21 protein-coding genes and 1 tRNA gene are annotated in these 23010 nt (G+C 49.9%); 9 read left to right on the forward strand and 13 right to left on the reverse strand.

Annotated elements, in window-relative coordinates; translation table 11 throughout:
• Positions 1-38: 38 nt before the first annotated feature.
• Together CMR03_RS24345 and CMR03_RS24350 are read right to left on the reverse strand one after the other, a co-directional pair.
• Positions 39-1261 (reverse strand): IS3 family transposase gene (locus tag CMR03_RS24345; protein WP_425270632.1). Its coding sequence is split into 2 segments (ribosomal slippage): positions 39-914 and positions 917-1261, totalling 1221 coding nucleotides; the frame shifts between segments, so codons are not numbered across the junction.
• A gap of 367 nt (positions 1262-1628) precedes the next feature.
• Positions 1629-2369: a MipA/OmpV family protein gene (locus CMR03_RS24350; RefSeq protein ID WP_096012906.1), complete on the reverse strand. Its 741-nt coding sequence runs from the start codon at positions 2367-2369 to the stop codon at positions 1629-1631.
• A 621-nt stretch (positions 2370-2990) separates the two neighbouring features.
• Here CMR03_RS24350 and CMR03_RS24355 point away from each other — a divergent pair.
• Positions 2991-3551, forward strand: coding sequence for an Ail/Lom family outer membrane beta-barrel protein (locus CMR03_RS24355; RefSeq protein ID WP_096012907.1), 561 nt, complete (start codon positions 2991-2993; stop codon positions 3549-3551).
• A gap of 176 nt (positions 3552-3727) precedes the next feature.
• Here the strand turns inward: CMR03_RS24355 and CMR03_RS24360 are convergent, their stop codons facing one another.
• The gene (locus CMR03_RS24360; protein WP_063877840.1) at positions 3728-4339 is read right to left on the reverse strand and encodes a glutathione S-transferase; all 612 of its coding nucleotides are present in this window, start codon (positions 4337-4339) and stop codon (positions 3728-3730) included.
• A gap of 39 nt (positions 4340-4378) precedes the next feature.
• Complete coding sequence (fdhE, locus tag CMR03_RS24365) at positions 4379-5302, reverse strand: formate dehydrogenase accessory protein FdhE (RefSeq protein ID WP_096012915.1); 924 nt, start codon at positions 5300-5302, stop codon at positions 4379-4381.
• A 516-nt stretch (positions 5303-5818) separates the two neighbouring features.
• Between fdhE and fdhD the strand changes: the two genes are divergently transcribed.
• The 3 genes from fdhD (at position 5819) to CMR03_RS24380 (ending at position 8765) form a co-directional block, all read left to right on the forward strand.
• On the forward strand, positions 5819-6601 hold the full coding sequence (gene fdhD / locus CMR03_RS24370; RefSeq protein ID WP_371873651.1) for a formate dehydrogenase accessory sulfurtransferase FdhD: 783 nt from the start codon (positions 5819-5821) through the stop codon (positions 6599-6601).
• 263 nt (positions 6602-6864) lie between these two features.
• Complete coding sequence (gene sodA / locus CMR03_RS24375) at positions 6865-7482, forward strand: superoxide dismutase [Mn] (protein ID WP_006121393.1); 618 nt, start codon at positions 6865-6867, stop codon at positions 7480-7482.
• 320 nt (positions 7483-7802) lie between these two features.
• Complete coding sequence (locus CMR03_RS24380) at positions 7803-8765, forward strand: VirK/YbjX family protein (protein WP_096012909.1); 963 nt, start codon at positions 7803-7805, stop codon at positions 8763-8765.
• Between the two features lie 8 nt (positions 8766-8773).
• Here the strand turns inward: CMR03_RS24380 and CMR03_RS24385 are convergent, their stop codons facing one another.
• The 5 genes from CMR03_RS24385 to CMR03_RS24405 form a co-directional block, all read right to left on the reverse strand.
• Positions 8774-9136 (reverse strand): YibL family ribosome-associated protein, encoded by a 363-nt coding sequence (locus tag CMR03_RS24385; RefSeq protein ID WP_063877845.1) that lies wholly within the window; start codon positions 9134-9136, stop codon positions 8774-8776.
• A 102-nt stretch (positions 9137-9238) separates the two neighbouring features.
• Positions 9239-9841 carry an MltR family transcriptional regulator gene (locus CMR03_RS24390; RefSeq protein ID WP_074180985.1) on the reverse strand — a complete coding sequence of 201 codons (603 nt, stop codon included), beginning with the start codon at positions 9839-9841 and terminating at the stop codon, positions 9239-9241.
• A gap of 7 nt (positions 9842-9848) precedes the next feature.
• The gene (mtlD, locus tag CMR03_RS24395; RefSeq protein WP_096012910.1) at positions 9849-10997 is read right to left on the reverse strand and encodes a mannitol-1-phosphate 5-dehydrogenase; all 1149 of its coding nucleotides are present in this window, start codon (positions 10995-10997) and stop codon (positions 9849-9851) included.
• A 94-nt stretch (positions 10998-11091) separates the two neighbouring features.
• Positions 11092-13026 (reverse strand): PTS mannitol transporter subunit IICBA, encoded by a 1935-nt coding sequence (locus CMR03_RS24400; RefSeq protein ID WP_096012911.1) that lies wholly within the window; start codon positions 13024-13026, stop codon positions 11092-11094.
• A 437-nt stretch (positions 13027-13463) separates the two neighbouring features.
• Entirely contained in the window at positions 13464-14180 is a 717-nt protein-coding gene (locus CMR03_RS24405) for a DUF3053 domain-containing protein (protein WP_063877849.1), read from the reverse strand.
• A gap of 1057 nt (positions 14181-15237) precedes the next feature.
• Between CMR03_RS24405 and CMR03_RS24410 the strand changes: the two genes are divergently transcribed.
• On the forward strand, positions 15238-15531 hold the full coding sequence (locus CMR03_RS24410; protein ID WP_063877850.1) for an HTH-type transcriptional regulator: 294 nt from the start codon (positions 15238-15240) through the stop codon (positions 15529-15531).
• A 122-nt stretch (positions 15532-15653) separates the two neighbouring features.
• On the opposite strand, the gene tnaB is transcribed toward CMR03_RS24410, so the two are convergent.
• The 4 genes from tnaB to CMR03_RS24425 form a co-directional block, all read right to left on the reverse strand.
• The gene (tnaB, locus tag CMR03_RS24415; protein ID WP_096012912.1) at positions 15654-16901 is read right to left on the reverse strand and encodes a low affinity tryptophan permease TnaB; all 1248 of its coding nucleotides are present in this window, start codon (positions 16899-16901) and stop codon (positions 15654-15656) included.
• Positions 16902-17015: 114 nt separating this feature from the next.
• Entirely contained in the window at positions 17016-18431 is a 1416-nt protein-coding gene (gene tnaA, locus CMR03_RS24420) for a tryptophanase (RefSeq protein WP_096012913.1), read from the reverse strand.
• Positions 18432-18697: 266 nt separating this feature from the next.
• Complete coding sequence (gene tnaC, locus CMR03_RS25960) at positions 18698-18775, reverse strand: tryptophanase leader peptide (protein ID WP_074181043.1); 78 nt, start codon at positions 18773-18775, stop codon at positions 18698-18700.
• A 374-nt stretch (positions 18776-19149) separates the two neighbouring features.
• A complete protein-coding gene (locus CMR03_RS24425; protein WP_096012914.1) occupies positions 19150-19743 on the reverse strand; it encodes an HD domain-containing protein in 594 nt (197 codons plus the stop codon).
• A gap of 60 nt (positions 19744-19803) precedes the next feature.
• Between CMR03_RS24425 and CMR03_RS24430 the strand changes: the two genes are divergently transcribed.
• The 4 genes from CMR03_RS24430 (at position 19804) to CMR03_RS24445 (ending at position 22933) form a co-directional block, all read left to right on the forward strand.
• The gene (locus CMR03_RS24430) at positions 19804-20268 is read left to right on the forward strand and encodes a MarR family winged helix-turn-helix transcriptional regulator (RefSeq protein WP_063877854.1); all 465 of its coding nucleotides are present in this window, start codon (positions 19804-19806) and stop codon (positions 20266-20268) included.
• 94 nt (positions 20269-20362) lie between these two features.
• Entirely contained in the window at positions 20363-20791 is a 429-nt protein-coding gene (locus tag CMR03_RS24435; protein WP_028725402.1) for an organic hydroperoxide resistance protein, read from the forward strand.
• Positions 20792-21041: 250 nt separating this feature from the next.
• Positions 21042-22733, forward strand: a complete 1692-nt coding sequence (gene eptB / locus CMR03_RS24440) for a kdo(2)-lipid A phosphoethanolamine 7''-transferase (RefSeq protein ID WP_063877855.1) — start codon at positions 21042-21044, stop codon at positions 22731-22733.
• A 123-nt stretch (positions 22734-22856) separates the two neighbouring features.
• Positions 22857-22933 (forward strand) — tRNA-Pro (locus tag CMR03_RS24445).
• The last annotated feature ends 77 nt before the right edge of the window (positions 22934-23010 follow it).

The following is a 23010-nucleotide window of genomic DNA, read 5'->3' on the forward strand; positions in this document are numbered from 1 at the left end:
TGACTAGTCCTGGCATAGGTTGACACTTTTTTTATCTTTTAAAACGCCTGATGTACCTCATCAGGCGTTTTGTATTTTAATGACAGATGAGGACGCTGGCTGTTATAGATCCTGACTGACTCACTGACCATCCTGCCTGCCTGCACCACGTCTGCCGGACGCGTAATCAGTAATTCATTTTTCAGTATGCCGTTAACCCTTTCTGCCAGCGCATTCTGATAGCAGTCGTAGCCGTCCGTCATTGAACAGACAAGACCGTGTTTTTTATGCACTGACTGATACATTGCCGAACAGTACTGAAGTCCGCGATCTGAGTGGTGGATCAGGCGGCCCTTTCCCTGCCGCTCCCTCAGTGCCATTTGCAGCGCCTTAATAACGTGTTCCGTATGCAGACTTTCATGAACATGATACCCCACGATTTTTCGTGAGAAAGCGTCCGTTACCAGACTGATGTAGGCCATACCTGTTCTTACCGGAAGCCAGGTGATGTCGGCAACCCATACCTGCTCCGGACCGGAGATTACCGTCTGCTCCGGCCCCGCTTTCAGCAGATTCGGATGTCTGTAAAAATGATGACGGCTGTTCGTTGTTTTATGATAAGCCCTTGCCGGATGAACCAGTAACCGGGCTTCCCGCAGCACAGCGAACAGACTGTCCCGCCCGATATGCAATGCGGCATCTTCCCGCTCGTTAAGAATATGCTGCAGTTTCCGGGTACCCAGGCGGGGCTGCTGTAACCTGATAAGTCTGACTTCTTCAGTAATGCGGTGTGCCTTTTCAGCCCTGCGCATTTCACGCCGGCATCCCTGATACCAGGCCTGACGGCTTATCTTTAAATACCGGCAGACCCTGACGACAGTCAGTTTCAGGGATTGTGTCTGTGCTTTCGCGATAAGGACGCTAACTGCTTCTTTGTGAGTGTGGCACCGAATTCGGTGTTCATCACCTTCACGACAGCTTCAAAAAACTGCGCTTTAACTTCGGATTCAGCCAGTTGCTGCTCAAGCTCTTTGATTCGCTGTTCAGGTGTGAGGGGGAGAGATTTTGTCATGTTTCCTCCACGGGTGGTGCGCTGCCGGGATGACTGCCAGTCCAGATGACCGTATTTACGTAACCACATGAGCACGGTGGAACATCCCTGGATGCCGTAGCGTTCCTGAGCCTGGCGGTAAGTCATCTCGCCTTTTTCAACCTGCTCCACGACTGCCAGCTTAAAAGACAGAGAGTAATCCCGCTGAGTGCGTTTAACATACTGTTTCATCACATTCTCCTCAAAACCAGTGGAAAATGTGTCAACGCTATTCAGGACGGGACAGAAGCGCTAAAAAAGGGACGAGAAATCGTCCTTTTTTTTATTCAGTGTGTCCCGTCCTGAATAGCGTTGAGATATTTTAGATTTTAAAAACTGTCAGTCAGGCCTGAATAGCACTGCTGCTGCGGCAGGTGATTTTGTGCCGTCCATCTTTTGAACTGGCATCCTTTTCACAAAAGAGTGCAATATCAGCACATTTTATCTTTCGTCAGCGTCAAGACGGCCATTTTTATCCGCAACCCGTTTCAGCACGCGTTGCGGAGATCACCGCTTGATGAATCAACCTCGCCCGGCGTTATCGGCCAGATAGCCCGCCTTAAAAGGTCCAGGTCACACCGGAAGAGAGCGTCCAGTAATACTGTTGATCCGTCATCGGACTGTCGCGAAGTGCGCCAGTGAGGAAGGTCACTTTGGGTTGCAGATAAATATGCAAAGGCGTAACAGGATGCCAGTCAAATGCCAAAGCAAGCCACGGCGTAACGCCCTGATGGTTCCAGGAAGATAAACCGCTGCGGGCAGATTCCTGTGCGTTCACACCATAGTAATAGCTTGCCTGTTGCTTATTAAGCCAGTCAACGCCGACCTGTGGATAAACATCTAGCTGCATGAAAGAGACCTGTCCCGCCCATGCGACCGTCCCCAGCACTCCCCGGCTTTCATTCAGCGTATCGGCAGACAGTTCGGTTCTGAAGGCACCCACAGGCGTTATTTTCTGGTAGCTAATGCCGCCCATCATGGTGCTGTGGCGAATACGTAACTGCCGCAGCGCCGAATCAGATGACTGACCGGGATCGAATTCGTTATCCAGATACCACCAGCGCGCTTTGAATTGTGTGGTGTCATCCTTGATGAAATACGCACCGACTTCGGTGCCATCAATGTAGACATGATTGTTGTCATAGCCCACATAAGGCAGGCCTGAATATTGGGTTTTGTACTGGTGATAAGGCGTAAAGTTCGCTTCGCCCTGTGCACCCAGGGTCAGCCCCTCAGGCCAGGCGTGCGTGATATTACCGACCAGGAGGCAACACAATGCCGTTCTGAAGAGTGATTGCATGATAGATATTTATCCGGTTTTCGTCTGCCTGAGGCGATGGACTGTCAGGTCTCACAGCCCGTAAAAGGAATGCGCGTAAATAACAACATTCAGCCTGCTTTGTGTCGTCTTTTCCCCTGGTTTGCGGCCTGCGCGTGCCGTTCAGGCTCAGGAAAAGGCGATGGCAAAAGATATATCGGACTCGATGCCGCAATGCAAGATATGGCGATACTTATTGTCACGGGGTCATCGTCCGCTTATTTTCGCCATTACGGGTCATTCACGGGCTGCGGTGACTCAACATCAACCTGTTCTCAATCAGTTCTGATTTAAGCGGTCATTACCCTTTCGTTTATTGTGGGAATGTCGTGTTTTTTGTTAAGGTCCCGCTCCGCCAGATAGCCGTTAATTACCGTTACTTTGCCGTGAGTTAATCACGCCTTTTGTTATCTGTAGTAAAGCTGAAAAAACGATGTCTGGCGTAAATAGCCTGTTTTATTTCGAATGAAGAAGGGCTGAATACTATCGGGCTCACAGCATTTTTCTTGAAAGGATCACGCTGTCAGTCGCAGAGAATGAACAGGACGCGCGCGTCTGTATAGAGACTACAGGCAGCCTGCCTTGTTATATCAGGACAGTTTTATGAAGAAGATTATTATTTCCACTCTTTTCCTCGCTTTGCTGAGTGATACGGTGCCAGCACTGGCGACGCAAACCCTGTCAGTAGGCTATGCGCAGAGTAAAGCGGAAGATTTTAAAAATATGCCCGGTGTAAATCTGCAATATCGCTATGAGTGGGATTCACCGGTTAGCGTGCTTGCTTCTTTCACCACGCTGGAGAACAGTGAAGACAGCAACCGTTCTTTTTTCTCGCTAAATACGTCCGATCATGTCAGCGCAGAATATTATTCTTTGCTGGCGGGCCCGGCATATCGCCTGAATAACATGGTGAGTCTTTACGCGCTTGCGGGTTTTTCCCATACCGCCATGCGCCGTCATTATAACGGTTATGATAATCAGGGAATGCCTCAGCATATTGATTTTTCAGACAGCACTAATGCGTTTGCTTACGGTGCCGGCATTATCATTAATCCGGTTGATTATCTGTCTGTTACGCTGGGTTATGAAGGTTCCCGAACCCGGGTTGAAGATGAGCCGCGCACAGTTAATGGTATTAACATCGGTGTGGGTTACCGTTTCTGATTACACCTTTAGTCCGACGGCCAGCACTGCAAGCCAGCTGTGCATCGCATCATGCGCGAACTGCACCTTATGCCATTCAGAAGACAGGTAATGCAGAAAATGCGCACTGTGTAATCCTTTCGAAACAGGCTGTCAGCCCTGCTAGCGGCATCAGGGCTGATCATCTGCCTCGCCCATCAGGATGTGGGTGGCGCAGTACGGGCGAAACTTTCGCGCTGAAACAGATTTTCTGCCAGTTTGACTAAGGCCGGACGTTCAACACACCAGTTTGGCACGACGCGACGAAAATTCAGATAGCCAATCATGCAGCCCGTGGCAATATCTGCCAGGTTAAGCGTGCCATTGTTAATCCATTTTCCTTCCGTTACGTAGCCTTCCAGGCTGTCCAGCCCACGCTGAATCTTCTCGCGATGACGCAGCAAAACCTCTTCTGACTGCATATCGCCAGGCCGCAACTGCTCACGCACAATCACCAGCGCCGCATCACTGATGCCATCAGCCAGCTTCTCTAACTGACGAACCTTCAGTGACTCAAGTGGGTCACCCGGCAGCAGAGCAGGAACCTGGCTGCGCTGTTCCAGGTACTCAGCAATGATGCTGGAATCAAACCAGGTCTGCTGATCCTCAGTGACCAGCGCAGGGACTTTCCCTAACGGATTGTATTGCGGAACGTGGCTGTCGTCGCTGTAGGGCGAAGCATTGACGAATTCAAACATCATGCCTTTTTCCAGCATAATGATGGAGATCTTCCGTACAAAAGGGCTGGTATAGCTGCCAATCAGTTTCATTGCGTGACTCCGGTTGAGCGGGGTTTCTTCAGCAAAAAACTATTCACCGGGAAACATAAAGGGATTCAGACTGCTTCGTGCAAAGCCTTCCTGCTCCATGCGGGCATCCAGCACCAATGAGGCGAGATCGTCCGCAACGGGTTCCATTGCCGGGTTCTTCTCCTGATACAACATTTTCAGGTAGCTACCGCAATCACCACAGCTTTCAGCTTTAACCGCCGCATGTTCACTGTCCAGCGACCAGTAGTGAAGATCGCGGGATTGCTCACAGTTGGTGCATTTGCTCCGCACCACGTACCACTCACTTTCGCACAGGTTGCAATGCAGGTAACGCGCCCCTTCATGTGAGCCCATGTGCACCATGCTGGCAACCGGCATGCTGTTGCACACCGGGCAGAACTGGCGCTGGTTGCCCATCTCCGCCTGAGCTTTGCCGGGAATCAAGGCCGCCATTTGCGCCCAGTAGATCGACAGTGCAGCCCAGATAAAAGGTGCTTTGTCACTGCTGACCTGAGCATATTCGCCCGCAAAGAGCGCGCTGGCCATCGTTTCCAGCTCAGTGGCAGAGGCTTTTTCCAGGTTCTCCAGTACCGCCAGTGCCTGGCCGCTCATCTCGGGCTTGAGCTCGGCAATCAGCGAATGCAGCAGGCGGTGCCAGTGTGTGTCCCGCGGTAAGGTATGAATATCCAGTGGCGGCTTAGCTGCCTGATTGCTTTGCACCAGACGCGCGTGCAGATTCATCTGCAGGGGATGGTCGTACAGGACAATTTCCTGTGCCTGTGCTATCACCGCGGCAAAGCGTAAATAATCCCCAAGGGGATTTTTAGCAGCCAGGTCGCGCAGTCGCGCAGCACGACGGCTATATAAATTTTTCAGCCGGGGAAAAAGTAACGGCGGAATCGTCTCCGCTGGGTTTTTTTCGCTCTTCTCCAACTGATCTTGCGGGATAATGCGGATGCTCATAGAAGGCATTTTCCTGTTTTGTTGGCTGATTACGCTACTCACGACACCAGCAAGAATAGGGTTCTCGGTACTCACGCGCGCCATATTGACGTGCGCGCTCTTGCCCGTTTGCTCTTTCTGTTCTCGCAGCTTGTCACGCCAGCTGCTGACATCAAAGCAATCATATTGGTGAGTCAGGAGACCGCGGCACGGCTGGATGCCACGATCCGACCCGACAGGCTGATCATAGCAGCCCAAATCCTGTCCTTCTGTGTGAAATGCATTTTTTCCCTGACTGACTGCGCGTGAACCGGATGATTGAACATCGACTTGCACAACGGATGCCAGGCCATCAGGGAGCAATTTCACGCTTTATGCTCTCGGGGTGACATGCGCTTGTTGCCGCCTTTGACCCGGTTCAGAATAGGCACTATTCAGGATAGCGGAATACTATTACCTTTTAATCCAAGCGGAATTAGCCAGGATCAGAACAAAGTGAATAAAAACAAAGCGAGATGTGATGCTGGTGTAAGCGAGCTGGCTGGTCTGCGTGAAACTCAGGTGTGGCAACGTGACGATTTACACCATTCCCAGGCTGACTGGTTAGCAGAAGAGGTGCCGGTGGCGCTGGTTTATAATGGCATTTCTCACGTCGTGATGATGACGACGCCCAAAGACCTGGAGGCTTTTGCCATCGGTTTTTCTCTCTCAGAGGGCATTATTGACGCCCCGATAGATATCTTTGGTATGGATGTCGTCGCGGGTTGCAATGGTATTGAGGTGCAGATTGAGCTATCCAGCCGCCGTTTTATGGCGTTGAAGGCGCATCGGCGCGCTCTGGCAGGGCGAACGGGCTGCGGCGTTTGTGGCGTGGAGCAACTGGACCAGATTGGTAAGCCGCTTACGCCGCTGCCGTTCACTCAGCGCTTCACGTTAGCGCACCTGGACCGCGCGCTGGGGCAACTGAAGCATTTTCAGCCCGTGGGGCAAAAAACGGGCTGCACTCATGCTGCCGCCTGGATACAGCCTGAAGGTGAGCTTATTCACGGCTGCGAGGATGTGGGCCGTCATGTCGCGCTCGACAAGCTGTTGGGCTATCGCAGTCAGGCCACGTGGGGCGACGGTGCTCTGCTGGTTTCCAGCCGCGCCAGCTATGAAATGGTGCAGAAATCAGCCATGTGTGGCGTTGAAATTCTGTTTGCCGTTTCCGCAGCAACCCGACTGGCCGTAGAGGTTGCAGAACGCTGTAACCTTACCCTGGTGGGGTTCAGTAAGCCGGGCCGTGCAACCATTTACAGCCATCCACAGCGGCTCATGTAAATCCTGTTCTGTGCAGTTGCGTTGCGCGCAGAACCAATGAGTGCGGCGACACGCGCCTGCTGATCAGCCGCCGCATCGGCCATTTTGCGGGCAGCATAAAACTTAAAATTGCGCAGTCTTTGCATGTTTTTTCAAAACCTTATGTTTAATAGGGCATTGATTACGCTTTTACCGATCATGAATTTAACTATAATGATACGACTGCTTACGCGGCACGTGCCGACATTGTCGTGCTGCTCAAACACTAAATGGAGAGGAAGAACATGAGTTATTCACTGCCATCCCTGCCTTACGCTTACGACGCACTGGAACCGCACTTTGACAAGCAGACGATGGAAATCCATCACACCAAACATCATCAGACCTATGTCAACAACGCCAATGCGGCGCTGGAAGGCACTGAATTTGCTGATCTGCCTGTTGATGAACTGATCACGAAACTGGATCAGCTGCCAGCAGACAAAAAAGGCCCGCTGCGTAATAACGCAGGTGGTCATGCTAACCACAGTCTGTTCTGGAAAGGCCTGAAAACGGGCACAACGCTTCAGGGTGAGCTGAAGGCGGCGATTGAGAAAGATTTTGGTAGCGTTGAAAAATTCCAGGAAGAGTTTGAGAAAGCGGCGGCAACCCGTTTCGGTTCTGGTTGGGCCTGGCTGGTTAAAAAAGGTGACAAACTGGCCGTGGTTTCGACCGCTAACCAGGACAACCCACTGATGGGTGAGGCTATCGCTGGCGTTTCAGGTTATCCGATCATCGGTCTGGATGTGTGGGAACACGCATACTACCTGAAGTACCAAAACAAGCGTCCAGATTACATTAAAGCATTCTGGAACGTGGTTAACTGGGACGAAGCGGCAGCCCGCTTTGCCTCCGCTAAGTAAGCGATAACCACACGAGTCTCAACCGGCAGAATCTGTTCTGCCGGTTTTTTTTCGCCTGAACGTCACGTTTTCTCTCTTCGCCGTTGGCATGATGCCACTACGATTGCCGATTGCCGATTGTCGGTGCAGTTTTCCGTTGCAGGCGGGCTGCCTGCAAATCGCCGCAATAGAAAAGTCCCTTGCGATAAATCAGTTAAACCATTTTTAAACGAAGCGTAAGTTGACCCCGTTAAGTTTTTAACAATTTGAGTCATTAACCTGTCGTTGATGCCGGTCGTTTTATCATCAATGCCACGATCAGACTAATAAGAACTTACACCATGTCCATTTACACTACACACGATCCGGTTGCCGATTCGTATGCCTCTTTATTTTTTCAATTAATCAGCGGAAAGTACGTACCCAATAAAATCTGGCTGAGTCGTCGTTTTCGTCTCAAATTTGCCTTAAGGACGCTGATTGCACCCATTACCACGTTGCGCTATTTACAGCAGCTCTCTGAGTTACCCAGAATTTCGCAATTAATGCGCGTACAGGGTTTATTACCCGCTAAGTTACATCGCCCTTATCTGCACGCCGGAATGCGCGTAGCAGCACGTGCGCAGGCTATTCTTGATCACTACCATTTGCTGAGTAATCTGGAAAACATGTCACTCCGTCAGATCCTGCAAAGCGGTGAAGAGAATGTTCTGGCCAGACTGTCGGGCAAAAATAACGAAGAATTCGTCATTGCCTGTAGTGCGGGCTATTACGATCGCGAGGGGGAAGTAACCTTAGTGCTGCGTTATCAGGATGAAGGCATTGCGTCTCTGACATTTACGATCTTAAATGAGGAAAACGCACGGACTTTATTAATCGGTGGTTTACAGGGACCGCGTAAAAGCATCAGTAATGATGTTATTCGCGATGCAACCAAAGCGGCGCATGGCTTATTTCCTAAACGCTTACTGATGGAAGTCGTGTTTATTTTAGCGCAGCAATGCGGCGTCCGAAAAATAGCAGCGGTAGGAGACAAGACGCATGTTTTTCGTAGCCTGCGTTATCGCCAGAGTAAAGGGGATAAATTCCATGCCAGCTACAGTGAATTTTGGCTGACGGTTAACGGGCAAGAACGTGCAGATGGCATCTTTATCCTGCCGCTGACGTTGCCGCGTAAAACGCTGGAGGACATTGCCAGCAAGAAGCGTGCAGAGTACCGTCGTCGTTATACGCTGCTGGATTCGCTGGCAGAGCAGGTAGGGACTGCTACTGGCCAGCAAAATAGCGAACAGGCCGCCGCCTGACCCCGATATTAAAAGGCGCTTTTCGCAAATCCGGTCATGACGTCAAGACCCATTTCTCGTCCCAGCGCGGTCATTGGATGTACCACCACCAGGCCGCGCACGCTTTTCTTCAATGCGCCTAAATTTGCCTGCTCTTTTTTGGTAATCGCCCGGCTAAACGGTAGCTTTTGCAGTTTCTGCGCTTCCAGACTCAGTTTAACCTCGCGCTGGCTGCGAAGACGCTCGATTTCAGTCACCAGCGTTTCTTTCTCTTTCAGTAGCGCACCCAGCTTTTCAGCATCACCGGATTCTAGCAACTGAGGCTCTTTACGATTCAGGGCGTCCAGTTGATCGCTGAGGCGTTTAATTTCGTTCTTTTCTTGCTCTTTCATGACAACAACTCGTTGAGGAAAACAGGCTAAGGATACACCAAATTTAACGTAGATTCTCGGTGGTTAGCGCGAAAAGGGGAGCCGTCAGGCTCCCGGCAGGATTTAGCTGGCTGACTTCTTAAAAGCCTGTTTCAGGCTGATGCGGGAAATCAGTTCGGTGAGTGACAGGACCATGGTGGAGCGCACCATTTGCAGATAACGCTGCTGCTGCATAGCCTGCAGTGCAGCATCCTCAGCATGTAACGCGGGCACCGGCGGCCAGGCCGCTACGCAGTGTAACTCACCAAATGGCCCCAGGATTTCATCGTCGGTAAAGCGGTAATCGCCTGCATCGTGATTGAGCTCTTCGCGCAGGGCCAGAAGTAACTCGCAGTCTTCATATTCATGCCGGCTAATAACGCCAAGACCATAAATCAGCTTGAGCCGGACAGAGAGTTCCCCTAACGGGCCATCGCCCAGCAACAGGGGCTCCACGGCGTATTTCACCGCGTAGTCATCTTTACGGAATACCTGCAGTACCAACAAATTGACAGCTTCAGCTAACAGCTCGACGGCGGCGAACAAAAAGCTTCTCACCGAGCGTCCAGCGTTCAGGCGTTCAAGCACCCGGTTTTCAAAAGCCTGCTTCTCTTCCATTATTGCCTGCGTCAATGTAGTGCTGCTGTCGAGGGCCCGTTCATCGCCCCCGATCTGGGTCGCTAACATGGGCCTGTTATGCCATGGCGTGCCAGGCACTCACGGCCTCTTTGATAATTTCACTCTCAGGATCGAGTCCTGAAACCTGCGCCAGGGTCGCCTGTGGGCCTTTTTCTGCCAGTAGCGTAGCCAGCTCCTGTGCCTGGGCATCCTGATCGCTGCGGTAATGCATGGCAGCCGCAATCCCCTGCACCAGGTTCGCGTGTGGCAGACCGTATTCCAGCGTCCCCAGGGTCGGTTTAATCAGGCGATCGCCCGCGCTCAGCTTGCGAAGTGGCTGGCGGCCTACGCGCTCAACGTCGTCTTTCAGATACGGATTTTCAAAGCGACCAAGAATTTTTTGAATATAGGCAGCATGTTTATCCGCTTCAAAACCATAACGCCTGATGAGCACCGCGCCGCTTTCTTCCATCGCACCCTGAACGACAGCACGAATTTTACCATCGAGGATCGCATCGCGAATAGTCTGGTGACCCGCCAACTGCCCCAGGTAGGCCGTAATAGCATGACCGGTATTCAGTGTGAAAAGTTTACGTTCCACAAATGCCATCAGGTTATCTGTGAGTTCCATGCCCGGAATAGTAGGCAGCTCGCCCTTAAACTGGGTTTTATCCACAATCCATTCGCTGAAGGTTTCGACCGTGACTTCCAGCGGATCCTGGCTGCCTGCTTCAGAAGGCGGAACGATACGGTCTACCGCTGAATCCACAAAGCCGACATGTTGTTCAAGCCAGACATGATACTCAAAGGGCAGCGCTTGCAGTACATGTTGTTTTAACTGACTGGTGCCGCGCACCATGTTTTCACAGGCGATAATATTTAACGGCCGAACATTGCCGTTATCACTGCGTTTGGCCAGACCTTTTGCCACGCTGGCAGCAATGCGCTCAAGGATTTGCGGACCAACGGCAGTGGTAACGAGATCGACGTCAGCGACCAGTTCGATAATCTCGTCGCTGGTACTGTTAACGGCGCTAACGCCCTTAACCACTTCAACTTTGGCCTGTTCACCCACGACGTGGACGGGATATTCATGACGTGCATTAAGGGCATCCAGCACTGCCTGATTGACATCTGCAAAAATCAGTTCAATACCGGCATCTGCCAGGAGTTTGCCAATAAAACCGCGACCAATGTTGCCTGCTCCGAAATGTAACGCTTTCATAAAATTGACCCATATCAAATGACGATGGGGCGGGCATGTCCGCCCCAAAAAAGTGGGACGGGCACAACCGCCCCAGGGAAAATGTCGAACCGGATTATGCTACAGCGGGCTTGCCTGATAACAGATCCAGAACATCCTGTACGCTCTCAGTGTGCGCCAGTTTTTCAATGACCTGATCATCATCCAGCGCGTTCGTCAGGCTGGTGATCACCTGAATATGTTCGTTATTGCGGGCAGCAATACCAATCACCAGACGCGCCACTTCATCAGGTTCCTCGCCAAACTGTACGCCGGCAGGATACTGACAGAAAACCACGCCCGTTTTCAGTACACGATCTTTCGCTTCAACGGTACCGTGTGGCACGGCAATCGACTCGCCAAGATAAGTCGGGGTCAGCTTTTCGCGTTCCAGCATGGCATCAATGTATTCAGGTTCTACGTAGCCGCCTTTGACCAACTGCTCACCGGCGAAGCGAATCGCCTGCTCTTTATTGCTGGCACTCAGTCCCAGGAAAACGTTGCTGTGACCGAGCTTAAACAGGTTGGCATGGCTGTTATCGTAGCTGTCACCCAGCGTCTTCTGTGCGGCTTCACGGTTGGCTTCACTGCGATTAGCCGCGACCAGGCGCTCTGTCAGCGTGCTGTAGAGCGCACTGTCCAGGAAGTTGTTTAAGGAAATATGCTGAGCATGAGGTGCCTGACGGATAGCCCGCTCAGTTAAATCGCGATGGGTAATCACCAAATCAACATCGCCCGGTAACGCATTAATGGCGCTGTTGGTCACCGAGATATTACTCAGCCCGGCATCATGGACTTTCTTACGCAGCACACCTGCGCCCATTGCACTCGACCCCATGCCCGCATCGCAGGCGACAATGATTTTGCGCACATGGTCCAGGTCAACGCTCATCGCATCACTGGCAACCGGGGCACCTGCCAGACTCTGTCCTTTCGACTGCGCTTTCATGTCGTGCATACGTTGCGTCGCGGCTTCGATATCGTCATCTTCTTTCACTTTGCTCGTTTTCAACAAAATGGCAGAAATAACAAAAGACACGGCAAAAGCAGCAAAGATGGCAGCAATATTGGCGAAGTAAGCGCCTTTTGGCGTCATCGCTAATACCGCTAAAATTGAACCGGGTGAAGCAGGCGAGACCAGGCCACCGTGTAGCACGGTCAAGGTGAATACGCCGGTCATACCGCCCAGGATCACCGCCAGCAGCAGACGCGGTGCCATCAGCACATAAGGGAAGTAGATTTCGTGGATACCGCCAAGGAAGTGGATAATCGCTGCACCGCCAGCAGACTGCTTAGCACTGCCCCGACCAAAGAACATATAGGCCATCAGTACGCCCATACCCGGACCTGGGTTTGCTTCGATCAGGAAGAAAATCGATTTGCCTGCTTCGCTCGCCTGCTGAATACCCAGCGGCGAGAAAATGCCGTGGTTAATCGCATTGTTGAGGAACAGGATTTTTGCGGGTTCAACAAAGATCGACGTCAATGGCAGCAGGTTGTTCTGCACCATCAGGTTAACGCCCGTGGCAAGAATGTGTGACAGGCCTTCAACCAGTGGACCAATCGCCATAAATGCCAGGATGGCTAACAACATACCGATGATACCGGCAGAGAAGTTGTTCACCAGCATTTCAAAGCCGCTTTTGATTTTACCGTCAACCATACGGTCAAAGGATTTAATCGCCCAGCCGCCAAGCGGACCCGCAATCATTGAGCCGAGGAACATTGGCATATCGGCACCGACAATCACGCCCATGGTTGTGATTGCGCCTACTACACCACCGCGATCGCCACCGACTAAACGTCCGCCGGTAAAGCCGATCAGTAATGGCAGCAGGTAGGTGATCATCGGGGCGACCAGCTTCGCCAGCGTTGCGTTAGGAATCCAGCCTGTTGGAATAAACAGCGCGGTGATAATACCCCAGGCGATAAATGCGCCAATATTAGGCATCACCATATTACTCAAAAAGCGACCAAAGCTTTGTACTTTGACCTTTACTGATGAGGACATAAGCCCACCCCTTGTTGAGACGCGCTGCAACAGGAGCGCGCGTTTGTTTTTGTTTAGCCACTACGGCGATAAACCGTCAGTATTACTGTATGCAGGCGGACTTTATCACGCGAATATGGGGCTGCGTAGTACAGGCAGTTTGATGTGATCTTAATCACGTTTATGGTGGGGTGGTAGGGGGATTTTTAGTGATACATATCACAAAAACGGGCTGTTTCCGGCCTGGACTGAACAAATTTACACCGCTAACAATGTATTTTAGTGATGCTCATCACATTTATAGTCCGTGGCTTTGTTTGATAAATGAGATATAGATCACAAAGTAATTTGATGAAAAACGGCCCTGATCACACTTTGATCAGGGCCGTTTAAATAAATGATCTTTATTAAATGATGTTCAGATCAGCCAGGCAGAACAGAGGTTGCCGGAGCGATGTTTATTGCACATTCCCCTGAACGGCATTTTTAGCCTGCGTCAGCGCCTGCACATTGGCAGATAAGCTGTTCATCAGGTCATTATATTGTGTTGCCTGCTCCTGAGTCGGGAACTGAACGCCACCGTTATTGAAACTGACTCGGGTGCCCTGAGCCTGTAAAAACTCACCGGTCTGCACCGCATCCTGGCTGAGTGCCTGAAGTTTGGGTAACAGCGGGATAAGCTGACTGGCGGGCTGCGACACGACTTTATCGTAAGCGGTGTCGAAGACTTTCTTCAGATCGTCCGTTTGTTTAAGCGCGGCTTTGCTTTTATCTGCCTGCATTTTGGCGCTTTCCAGCTGCTGCGTGGCTACCGTTAATGCGCTGTTAGCCTGAGCAAGAGAGTCGCGGCGGCTCAGATAGTCTTGCGGCACGTGGATCGCTGAAAGTTCATCCACTACCGGGCGCATGCCCTGATCTACCGCTTTGTTAGCCTGCTGCGAGAAGCCATACAGAATGGCGTAATCCCCTGCGAAAGGACCAAAACTTTGTTTCTGGTTTTCGCTCAGGCTGGGCAGATGCTCGCCGCTACGCATAACGGTATTTTGCAGGAAATCGATAAACGCTTTGCGCTGGTCGCCCTCTTTGTCACCACATGCGGTGAGCTGTAATACGAGAAGCACGCCAGTCAGCAAAATGCCGCCGCGTGCCAGAATACGGGAAATTCCTGAAGCCATGATGTCAACTCCTGTCGGTAAAGCTGGCTGATGTCCGGAAAAGCAGTGGCCTAAAGAATAGAACAAACGTGAACTGCCACACAATGTGAAAGCGCTGTGTAAGGCCATTACCTGCAAGAAAGTTTGCTTGCAGCGGGTTTATAAGGCCATTTGAGACTTCAGGCACCCGAGGCCGGGAGCTGAATGAGGATAACAGCGCCATTACGCCGCGACGAAGACGGGCTGCTGTATGGACTGGCGCGCCAGCATTGACGTGGAGCACCTGCAAACTGAGCCGGAATGGGCCATAAATACATGGTCTGAATAATTAACACCAGCTTAAGTTTTAAAGCGAAGCACGCGCGCGGTGTGGTGCATTACCGTTAAATCTTCATTAACGAGTTGCCCTAAAATTGTTCACTTGCATTAAAGTGGTGCGGGCGGTGCCATGTGCTTGCGTCTGGCGTGAACGGCACAAATTATCTTCTCCGCTATAATCGTAACGTCACATTGCCCTCCGAAGATAGTGTTGATCACCCATTCAGCGCGGCTCTTGCTCGCACTATCAGGCCCGGTAAGCGTTTGCTCAGTATCAGTGGGCGGGATCGAAGATGGCTGGCAGTGAACTGCCGCATTTCTTTGTATAAAAAATGAAAGCCTGGCGCATATTTTGCAATCATTATGAGTGACAGGCACGGTTTTCGGTGTGCGTTGAGTCGAAAAAGGTTGGCAAGGACAAAAAAGCGATCTGTACTTTTCATGTACCGTGTGGCAACAAAATCAATGGCTTCAACTGGTTAGGTTGTTTAACCATTTTTCAGAATTGTAAAGTTAAAAAAAATGTTTAATTTGCACTGCAAATTGTCAGGTATCTATCCATAATTAGTCTCCCGGCATTTGTTGCATTGTTTTGACATGTTTAACAGCGATGCAGGTCAGGCTGTGTCCCATAAGGGTTTTCTTACAATAAAAACAAACTCTTAAGGGATGCAGCTTGCTTAATCCGGTTTCTGAGCCTGATTTCAGGTTCTTGTACCTTCTTTCACGTGATTCATAGTGAGTTTTTAAGGAGTTCTCTATGGAATTAAAAGACCCAATGTTTGAATTGCTCAGCAGCCTTGAGCAGATTGTTTTGACACGTGATAACAGCCCTGTGGCGCTGCAAGCTCAGCGTCAACCCGCGATGCCAGAGCCGCAGCGTTTACGCGAAATGGCAGGAATGCAGGTTGACGAATTTGCCAGGATCATGGGCGTTAGCGTTTCTTCGGTTAAAAGTTGGGAAGCACAGCGTACGCGCCCTTCCGCAACGGCACGGAAATTGATGAAATTACTTCACGCCAATCCTTACCTTGGGCGTCAGTTACTCGATTAAGTCATTAAGTATTAAAGCGTTATCCCGGCTATTGTTGAAGCCGGTCACATGAGTGACCGGCTGTTTGACACCTCTTCCCGATAACGCTTCCCTTCAAAATAACGCTCAGGCCTGCCGGACAATCAGCTCAACTTGGGTAAAACGTTGAGAACATTGCCAAACCAGCAAACAATAACCACGACACCAAATAAAATAACAAACACGGGAATTACCTTGCCGCCCCAGACGGTGAACGTTTTGTCGGGAAAGCGTTTTCTGGCTTTCAATGCCAGCAGCGCAGGGACAATCACTGCCCATATGGTTGCGCATAATCCCGCACCACCGATGCCGTAGAGAAAGCCGTCAGGGTAGAACACATACAGGATGCTGGGAGGAAGAAAGGTCAGCAGTACCGTTTTAAAGCGCCCTGCATGGGAATTGTCAATGTTGAACAGGTCAGCCAGATAATCGAATAACCCCAGCGTCACGCCAAAGAAAGAGCTTGCTACCGCAAGGTTAGAAAAAACCAGCAGGAAGAATTCTATCAGGCTACCGGGATGGGTTCCCATAAAGGATTTCACCAGCACGTCAACATTTCCGCCCGAGGCAATAATCCCCTTAAAGTTTTCACGCGGGATATTTCCCATTGTGCAATACAGCCAGAAAAGGTAAATAAGCAGCGCCAGCAATGAACCCAAAACAATACTTTTAACCAGTTTATCTTTTTTCTTTCCATAACAAATAATCAGGCTGGGAATATTTCCATGGAAACCAAATGAAGCCAGGCAGACAGGTATTGCCATAAATATATATGGGAAGTAACGGTTGTTTTCACTGATGCCGCGCACATCCCGCAGAAGGGACATATCGACTTTAAAAAATAGTGAACCAAAGACAATCACAAAGGCTAAAATTTTAATACCTAAAAATAGCGAAGTGATTCTGCTGGCGGCCAGTGAACTTATCCATAATACACAGGCAACGAAAACCGCTGTTCCTAAACCAATCAATTCTGACTTTATATTGATACTGGAATGCATCGAAAGCGTTTCGCTGATAATTGCACCGTTAGCGGAGATATAAGCATATGTCAGTATATACAGCACAAAGGCAACGGTAATGCCGCTGATGATATTCCACGTTTTACCCAATAGATCTTTGGTTAACGTGTTGAAACTCGAACCTACGGGATAGTTTATGTTAGCTTCCAGTAACAATAAACCGGAATGAAGCATTGAAAACCAGGCGATGATTAAGATAAATGCGCCCCAGAAGAACCAGGCACCTGCGAGATCGACAGGGAGTGCAAACATCCCACCACCGATTACCGTTCCTGCTATAACCATTACGCCCCAGAAGGAGGAATGTTTCTGATCTGTATTGTCTTCCATGGTGTCCTCTCAATACGCTTTTTTACTTTTATCATTTTTATAATTTTTCAGGTTGACCAGCAGAGTGACGGAGCAGCTGTTGCCAGACAGCTGCTCACTGTACAGGTATGACTATTAGATCTCTTTAAGTTTTGCGGTGAAGTGGCGCAAAACTTTAGGCTCATAGGTAAACGCTAAGCCTTTTATGTTCTCTGCATTCTCTTTCACATGCTCAAACGCTTCAATAATGAAGTCCATATGCGTTTGTGTGTAGGTGGCTCGGGGAATGGTTAAACGCAGCAGTTCTGCCGGGCAGGGCAACTGCTCACCGGTTTTCGGATCACGGCCGAGTAAAAACGATCCGATCTCTACTGCCCTGATACCGGCCACTTTATACAGTTCACAGGCGAGTGCCTGAGCGGGGAAGTGATCCGCCGGTATGTGCGGCAATAATTTTCCGGCATCGACAAAGGCGGCATGACCACCGGCTTGTTGGCAGGTCACGCCAATTGATTCAAGACCATCGACCAGATACTGAATCTGACTGATGCGATAAGCCAGCCAGTCCTGATTCATGCCGTCATACAGGCCAACCGCCAGGCGTTCCATCGCCCCACCTTCTAAGCCACCATAGGTGGGGAAGCCTTCCTGAACCACGCAAAGCGTTCTGCAATCGGTGTACACGTCAAAGAAGCTGTCGTCTTTAAATGAGAGTAAGCCGCCCATCGGTACCATGGCATCTTTTTTGGCCGACATGGCCAGCATGTCAGCATATTTATAGGTTTCTCGGGTGATCGCTTCAATTGTCCAGTTTTTATAGGGTTTTTCCCGTTGCTGGATAAAATAGGCGTTTTCAGCAAAGCGTGCTGAATCCATGACAACGGGAATGTCATATTTTTGTGCAATCTGGTACATGGCTTTTAAATTTGCCAGCGATACAGGCTGTCCACCCGCGGAATTACAGGTAATCGTGGCAACAATGTAGGGCACATTATTCGCCCCCACGTCCTGTATACCCTTTTCCAGACTTTCAAGGTCAAAGTCGCCTTTGAAGTCATGGCGAACCGCCGTATCGAAAGCTTCTTTGATATAAACATTCCTTACGGTACAACCATTTATCTGGCTGTGGCCTTGGGTGGTATCGAAAAAGTAGTTAGAAAAGGCCACCATTTTGTTTCGGTCCAGGCCTTTTTCTTGTTCGCGTTTCTTTATTAAAACCGGGATATAAATTTGTTCTGCACCGCGCCCCTGATGCGTAGGAATCGTATAGGCATAGCCAAAAATCGCTTTTACCGCTTCAGCCAGGGCGTAATAACTGCGGCTGCCACTATAGGATTCATCGCCCCGCATCATCGCAGCCTGCATATTTTGCGTTACGGCTCCGGTGCCGCTATCGGTGAGCAAATCGATAAAAACGTCTTCGCTGTCCAGCAGAAATGGATTCATTCCGGCTTTGATAATTGCTGTGTCCCGGTGTTCACGCGTGGTACGTTTGACAGGCTCAATCACCCGAATGCGAAATGGCTCAGGTAAATGTCTAAAGTTATTCATAATGATGTCCTTTAAGGCAGACATGTCGAGGCCATAGTTTTTAACCGAATTAATAAAAACCAGGTCGAATGCTGTTATTACTGTATTTCAGCCGATAAAAGGTCGTGACTGCATTACGTGCAACGTTGCGTTTTCAATGCCCTGATCGGCAAATAAACGGACGTCATCGACGAGGCAGTTTTTTTAATGACTGAATGATTGAAAATACACCCGATAAATCACGGCCATATCAGCCGGAACAGAAGGGTGAAGAAAACAAGAAGACATTAAGGCAGGTGGTTGACAATGATATTATCAATGTTAAACCATTTTGAAATTACACAGGTGCTGTTTAAGATGATCATAATATTTCAACTCTCATTAAACATAGCGCTACCCTATTATATTGATTGGGTATGTCCAGGGTTACTTTAAATTATCGTGATTGGTATCACAGTAAAGTCTCTTTTCGCCATGACGATTATTTATTTATGATATTAAAAATACTGTTTTTTGACAGTTTTCCAGCCAATAAATTACATTTTTTTGGATTCAATCCTTCTTAACATTTCTGTTTTACAGAGACATATTGAGGCAGCGTGAAAGCCTCATGGTTTGCCCTTAGGCACGAAAGCCATACCGCGCCCGCCGGCGCGCTTTAAGCCGTATAACCGGCTCCTCATTTCCAGGCTAAGGTACGCCGTTGGCATCAATGAATCAGCGCATGGCGAGGATGGCGTTAGCTTAATCCACCGTATTTGGCCGCTTGTTTAACAAACCATTTTTCAGGCACGTTATAGGGCGCATCGGCCAGCTGAGCAATACCACTTTCAATGTTGGCGGAAGCCTGGCGCCAGAGTTCTGCGTTGCCCTGCTTAAGCAATTCAATTTGCACCTTTTTTTCAATCAGATAAACGCGGGCAAAATGGGGATCGAAGCGAACAATAGAGCGCGTATTGTCAATGATGTCAGCCAGCTTGATGGTTTGTGCGTCAGGGCTGGCCTGCGCAGTATGGCGAAAATGGGCCATTTTGCGTTCTGTACGATTCCCTGCACTTTGCGGTGCGGTATTGGTCAGCATTTCAACCAGCATTGCGACATCATTACCGAAGTGATTTTCGATATCGCTAAGTGTCGTCGTCGTATCTTCCACGGTATCGTGTAGCCAGGCCGCAGCCAGCAAGACGGGATTATCCGTAATGCTTCTGACCAGTTCCACAACGGCTGCAGGATGGACGATATAAGGTTCGTCGGTGTATTTACGGCGTTGGCCCGCTGCTGCATGGGCTTGCGTGGCATAGCGTCGCGCCTGTTCTTCCAGAGAATCCTGCATGCACTACCTCGTTTTCATAAATTGCTTGCAATTAACTAGTGCGCTATTTATATTGCGTCCATGAACAGTAATAAAGATGACAAAAAAGTGAAAGCTGCGCCACTGTTGCTCGATCAGCAACTTTGCTTTGCACTGTATTCCGCCAATCTGGCGATGCATAAAGTGTATCGTAAGTTACTTACGCAGATGGATATTACCTATCCGCAATATCTGGTGATGCTGGTATTGTGGCAACAGGATTCACTTACCGTTTCTGAGATTGGTGAACGCCTCTTTCTGGATTCAGCGACATTAACGCCGCTGTTAAAACGTCTGGAAAATGCGGGCTTACTCAATCGCCAGCGCTCCCGTCAGGATGAGCGTCAGGTGGTCGTCAGCTTAACGGATACCGGACGTCTTTTGCGTCAGCAGGCTGAGAGGATTCCCGATGAAATCCAGTGTGCCTCTGATTGCAGTGAGGATGAGATGGCGGCGCTTAAACTGCAGTTGAACCAGTTACGTGACAAACTGATGGTGCCGCGCTAAATTTTTATCTGGATGTATGAAATAAGTCAGACTTCGCAGCTCGACTGCTGACCAATAAGTAGCGAGCGATTAAATAGTACAATGGAGATAAGATATGTCTTTAGAACAAGTGGTTTACCGTGCAAAAGCTAAAGCTACCGGTGGTCGTGATGGTCGTGCAACCTCATCTGACGGCGTTCTGGATGTCAAACTGGGCGTACCAAAAGAGATGGGCGGTGCAGGTGGTGAAGTCACTAACCCAGAGCAGCTTTTTGCAGCGGGCTACTCAGCTTGCTTCCTGGGCGCAATGAAGTTTGTTGCTGGCCGCGACAAAATCGCGATGCCAAAAGACGCATGGATTGAAGGCGAAGTCGGTATTGGTCCAATCCCTAATGGTTTTGGCATTGAGGCGACGCTGAATATTCACCTGCCTGAGATGGACGAAGCAGAAGCACAGAAACTGGTTGATGCTGCTCATATCGTTTGCCCATACTCAAATGCGACACGTAACAACATCGACGTAACGCTGAATATCCTTCGCTAAATGATTAAGGGCCTGAACACCGGCCCTTTTTTCTTTTCACCCACGCTGTTAATTGCCCCTGCTCCAGACTATTTTCTGGCCTAAATGGGTGTCACATGCTTAACTGTGCCACTTCGCGTGATGACGTGTAAAAACGTTCAGAATATTCTTCTTTATTTAACCGGCCCGCTTAATTCGCGAACTCTGCCGAAATATGGCAGTCAGATTAACGTTTAGTTAAGCGCTTCGTTCCGGGGAAACACCATTTTTCATGAATTATATAAAATCATTAACACAGCAAAAGCTGTCGCTGTTGCTGGCTCTGTATCTCGGTATCCTGCTGAATTTGCCGATCTTTTACCGCCGTTTTGATGGCTTTCTGACGAAATCAACCGTGACAAACTGGCTGACCGCCTTTACCGAGGTCGTAGCAATTGTGTTACTGACGTTTTTCCTGATGCGACTGTTATCATTGGGCGGAAAGTGGCTGTACCGTGTTCTTGCGACCTTAATTGTATTGATTTCCGTCGCTGCCGGTTATTACATGGCCTTTTTCAATGTGGTCATTGGCTACGGCATTGTGGCATCAGTCATGACGACGGATACCGATCTGTCTAAAGAAGTCGTGGGTTATCACTTTATCCTGTGGATGGTGCTGGTCAGCGCGCTGCCGCTGTTTATGATTTGGCGTAACAACCTCAGCATGACGCTGAATGAGCAACTGCGTACGCCAGGGCAGCGACTAAAACCCGTTTTACTTTTGCTGGCCTGCGTCGCGTTGGTGTGGTTACCCATCCGTTACTTTGACAAGTTGCAAAAAACCAACGAGGAAGTGACCAATATCGATCTGCCGAGCTATGGCGGTATTGTGGCGCACTCTTATTTGCCGTCTAACTGGCTGGCTGCACTGGGTCTGTTTACCTGGACGAAGGTTGACGAGACGCTGGAAAATCACGAACTGTTGGACCCTGCGCAGAAATTTACCTACGTTGCACCGCCGGGGTTAGATGATACCTATGTGGTGTTTGTCATTGGTGAAACCACGCGCTGGGATCACATGGGCATGTTGGGTTATGAGCGCAATACCACACCTAAGCTGTCGAAAGAGAAAAACCTGGTCGCGTTTCGTGGTGAATCTTGTGATACCGCGACCAAACTGTCTTTGCGTTGTATGTTCGTGCGTGAAGGCGGCACCATGGACAACCCTGGCCGTACCCTGAAAGAGCAAAATGTTTTCGCGGTGATGAAAGAGCTGGGCTTTACCTCTGAGCTGTTCGCGATGCAAAGTGAGGTTTGGTTCTACGATAATATCAATGCGAATAACTTCTCCTTCCGCGAGCAAATTGGTTCAGAGCCACGCAATCAGGGTAAATCAGTGGATGATATGCTGCTGGTCCCGGAGTTGCAGGCATCACTCCAGCGCTATCCCAAGGGTAAACACCTGGTGGTTTTGCACACCAAAGGCTCACATTACCTTTACTCGCAACGCTATCCGCGCAGTTTTGCGCGTTATCAGCCTGAATGTATGGGCGTCGATGAAACCTGTAGCAAAGCACAGCTGATTAACGCCTACGATAATTCGGTTCTCTATGTCGACAGTATGCTGGACAGTGTGTTGGATCAGCTGCGTGATAAGAAAGCGATCGTGTTCTATGCGTCTGACCATGGTGAGTCGATCAGCGATAATATGCATCTGCATGGTACACCGCGTGAAATGGCACCGCCGGAGCAGTTCCGTGTTCCCATGATGGTGTGGGCATCGGATAAATATCTGGCTGACCCGACCAACCGCGACAACTTCGAGCGTCTGCAGGCGCAACAGCGCACGGGTAAAACCCATCGTCATGTCGAGTTGTTTGATACGATCATGGGCTGCCTGGGTTATACCTCTCCAGATGGTGGTATTAAGGCGGCCAATAACTGGTGCCAGGCACCCGCCGGAACAACCGCTAAACCGCTGTAGTAGCGTAGCGATGCAGCACGGAACGGGGAAAAACCGCTGACCGCCTGCTTTCCAGGCGATCAGGCGCGAAAGCGCAAAAAGCGGTTGACGCTTCCCAGGGGTAGCAGTAACATGCGCCCCCATCGGCGAGTAGCGCAGCTTGGTAGCGCAACTGGTTTGGGACCAGTGGGTCGGAGGTTCGAATCCTCTCTCGCCGACCATATTTAAGAAACCTGTCTGAAAAGACAGGTTTTTTTTCGCCTGAATAAAATGAGGATGAGAACCTCCGAAGGCCGTT

Origin of the sequence: Pantoea allii (assembly GCF_002307475.1) — a bacterium.
In the GTDB taxonomy this organism is placed as follows: Bacteria; Pseudomonadota; Gammaproteobacteria; order Enterobacterales; family Enterobacteriaceae; genus Pantoea; species Pantoea allii.

Coding starts and splice junctions, on each gene's coding strand:
- CMR03_RS24355 (WP_096012907.1), top strand. CDS start 2,991: ATGAAGAAGATTATTATTTCCACTCTTTTCCTCGCTTTGCTGAGTGAT.
- CMR03_RS24350 (WP_096012906.1), bottom strand. CDS start 2,369: ATGCAATCACTCTTCAGAACGGCATTGTGTTGCCTCCTGGTCGGTAAT.
- CMR03_RS24405 (WP_063877849.1), bottom strand. CDS start 14,180: ATGGCTTCAGGAATTTCCCGTATTCTGGCACGCGGCGGCATTTTGCTG.
- CMR03_RS24400 (WP_096012911.1), bottom strand. CDS start 13,026: ATGTCCTCATCAGTAAAGGTCAAAGTACAAAGCTTTGGTCGCTTTTTG.
- tnaB (WP_096012912.1), bottom strand. CDS start 16,901: ATGGAAGACAATACAGATCAGAAACATTCCTCCTTCTGGGGCGTAATG.
- sodA (WP_006121393.1), top strand. CDS start 6,865: ATGAGTTATTCACTGCCATCCCTGCCTTACGCTTACGACGCACTGGAA.
- CMR03_RS24385 (WP_063877845.1), bottom strand. CDS start 9,136: ATGAAAGAGCAAGAAAAGAACGAAATTAAACGCCTCAGCGATCAACTG.
- tnaC (WP_074181043.1), bottom strand. CDS start 18,775: ATGATCATCTTAAACAGCACCTGTGTAATTTCAAAATGGTTTAACATT.
- eptB (WP_063877855.1), top strand. CDS start 21,042: ATGAATTATATAAAATCATTAACACAGCAAAAGCTGTCGCTGTTGCTG.
- CMR03_RS24380 (WP_096012909.1), top strand. CDS start 7,803: ATGTCCATTTACACTACACACGATCCGGTTGCCGATTCGTATGCCTCT.
- CMR03_RS24430 (WP_063877854.1), top strand. CDS start 19,804: ATGAACAGTAATAAAGATGACAAAAAAGTGAAAGCTGCGCCACTGTTG.
- CMR03_RS24435 (WP_028725402.1), top strand. CDS start 20,363: ATGTCTTTAGAACAAGTGGTTTACCGTGCAAAAGCTAAAGCTACCGGT.
- CMR03_RS24410 (WP_063877850.1), top strand. CDS start 15,238: ATGGAATTAAAAGACCCAATGTTTGAATTGCTCAGCAGCCTTGAGCAG.
- CMR03_RS24390 (WP_074180985.1), bottom strand. CDS start 9,841: ATGTTAGCGACCCAGATCGGGGGCGATGAACGGGCCCTCGACAGCAGC.
- fdhE (WP_096012915.1), bottom strand. CDS start 5,302: ATGAGCATCCGCATTATCCCGCAAGATCAGTTGGAGAAGAGCGAAAAA.
- CMR03_RS24425 (WP_096012914.1), bottom strand. CDS start 19,743: ATGCAGGATTCTCTGGAAGAACAGGCGCGACGCTATGCCACGCAAGCC.
- CMR03_RS24360 (WP_063877840.1), bottom strand. CDS start 4,339: ATGAAACTGATTGGCAGCTATACCAGCCCTTTTGTACGGAAGATCTCC.
- tnaA (WP_096012913.1), bottom strand. CDS start 18,431: ATGAATAACTTTAGACATTTACCTGAGCCATTTCGCATTCGGGTGATT.
- mtlD (WP_096012910.1), bottom strand. CDS start 10,997: ATGAAAGCGTTACATTTCGGAGCAGGCAACATTGGTCGCGGTTTTATT.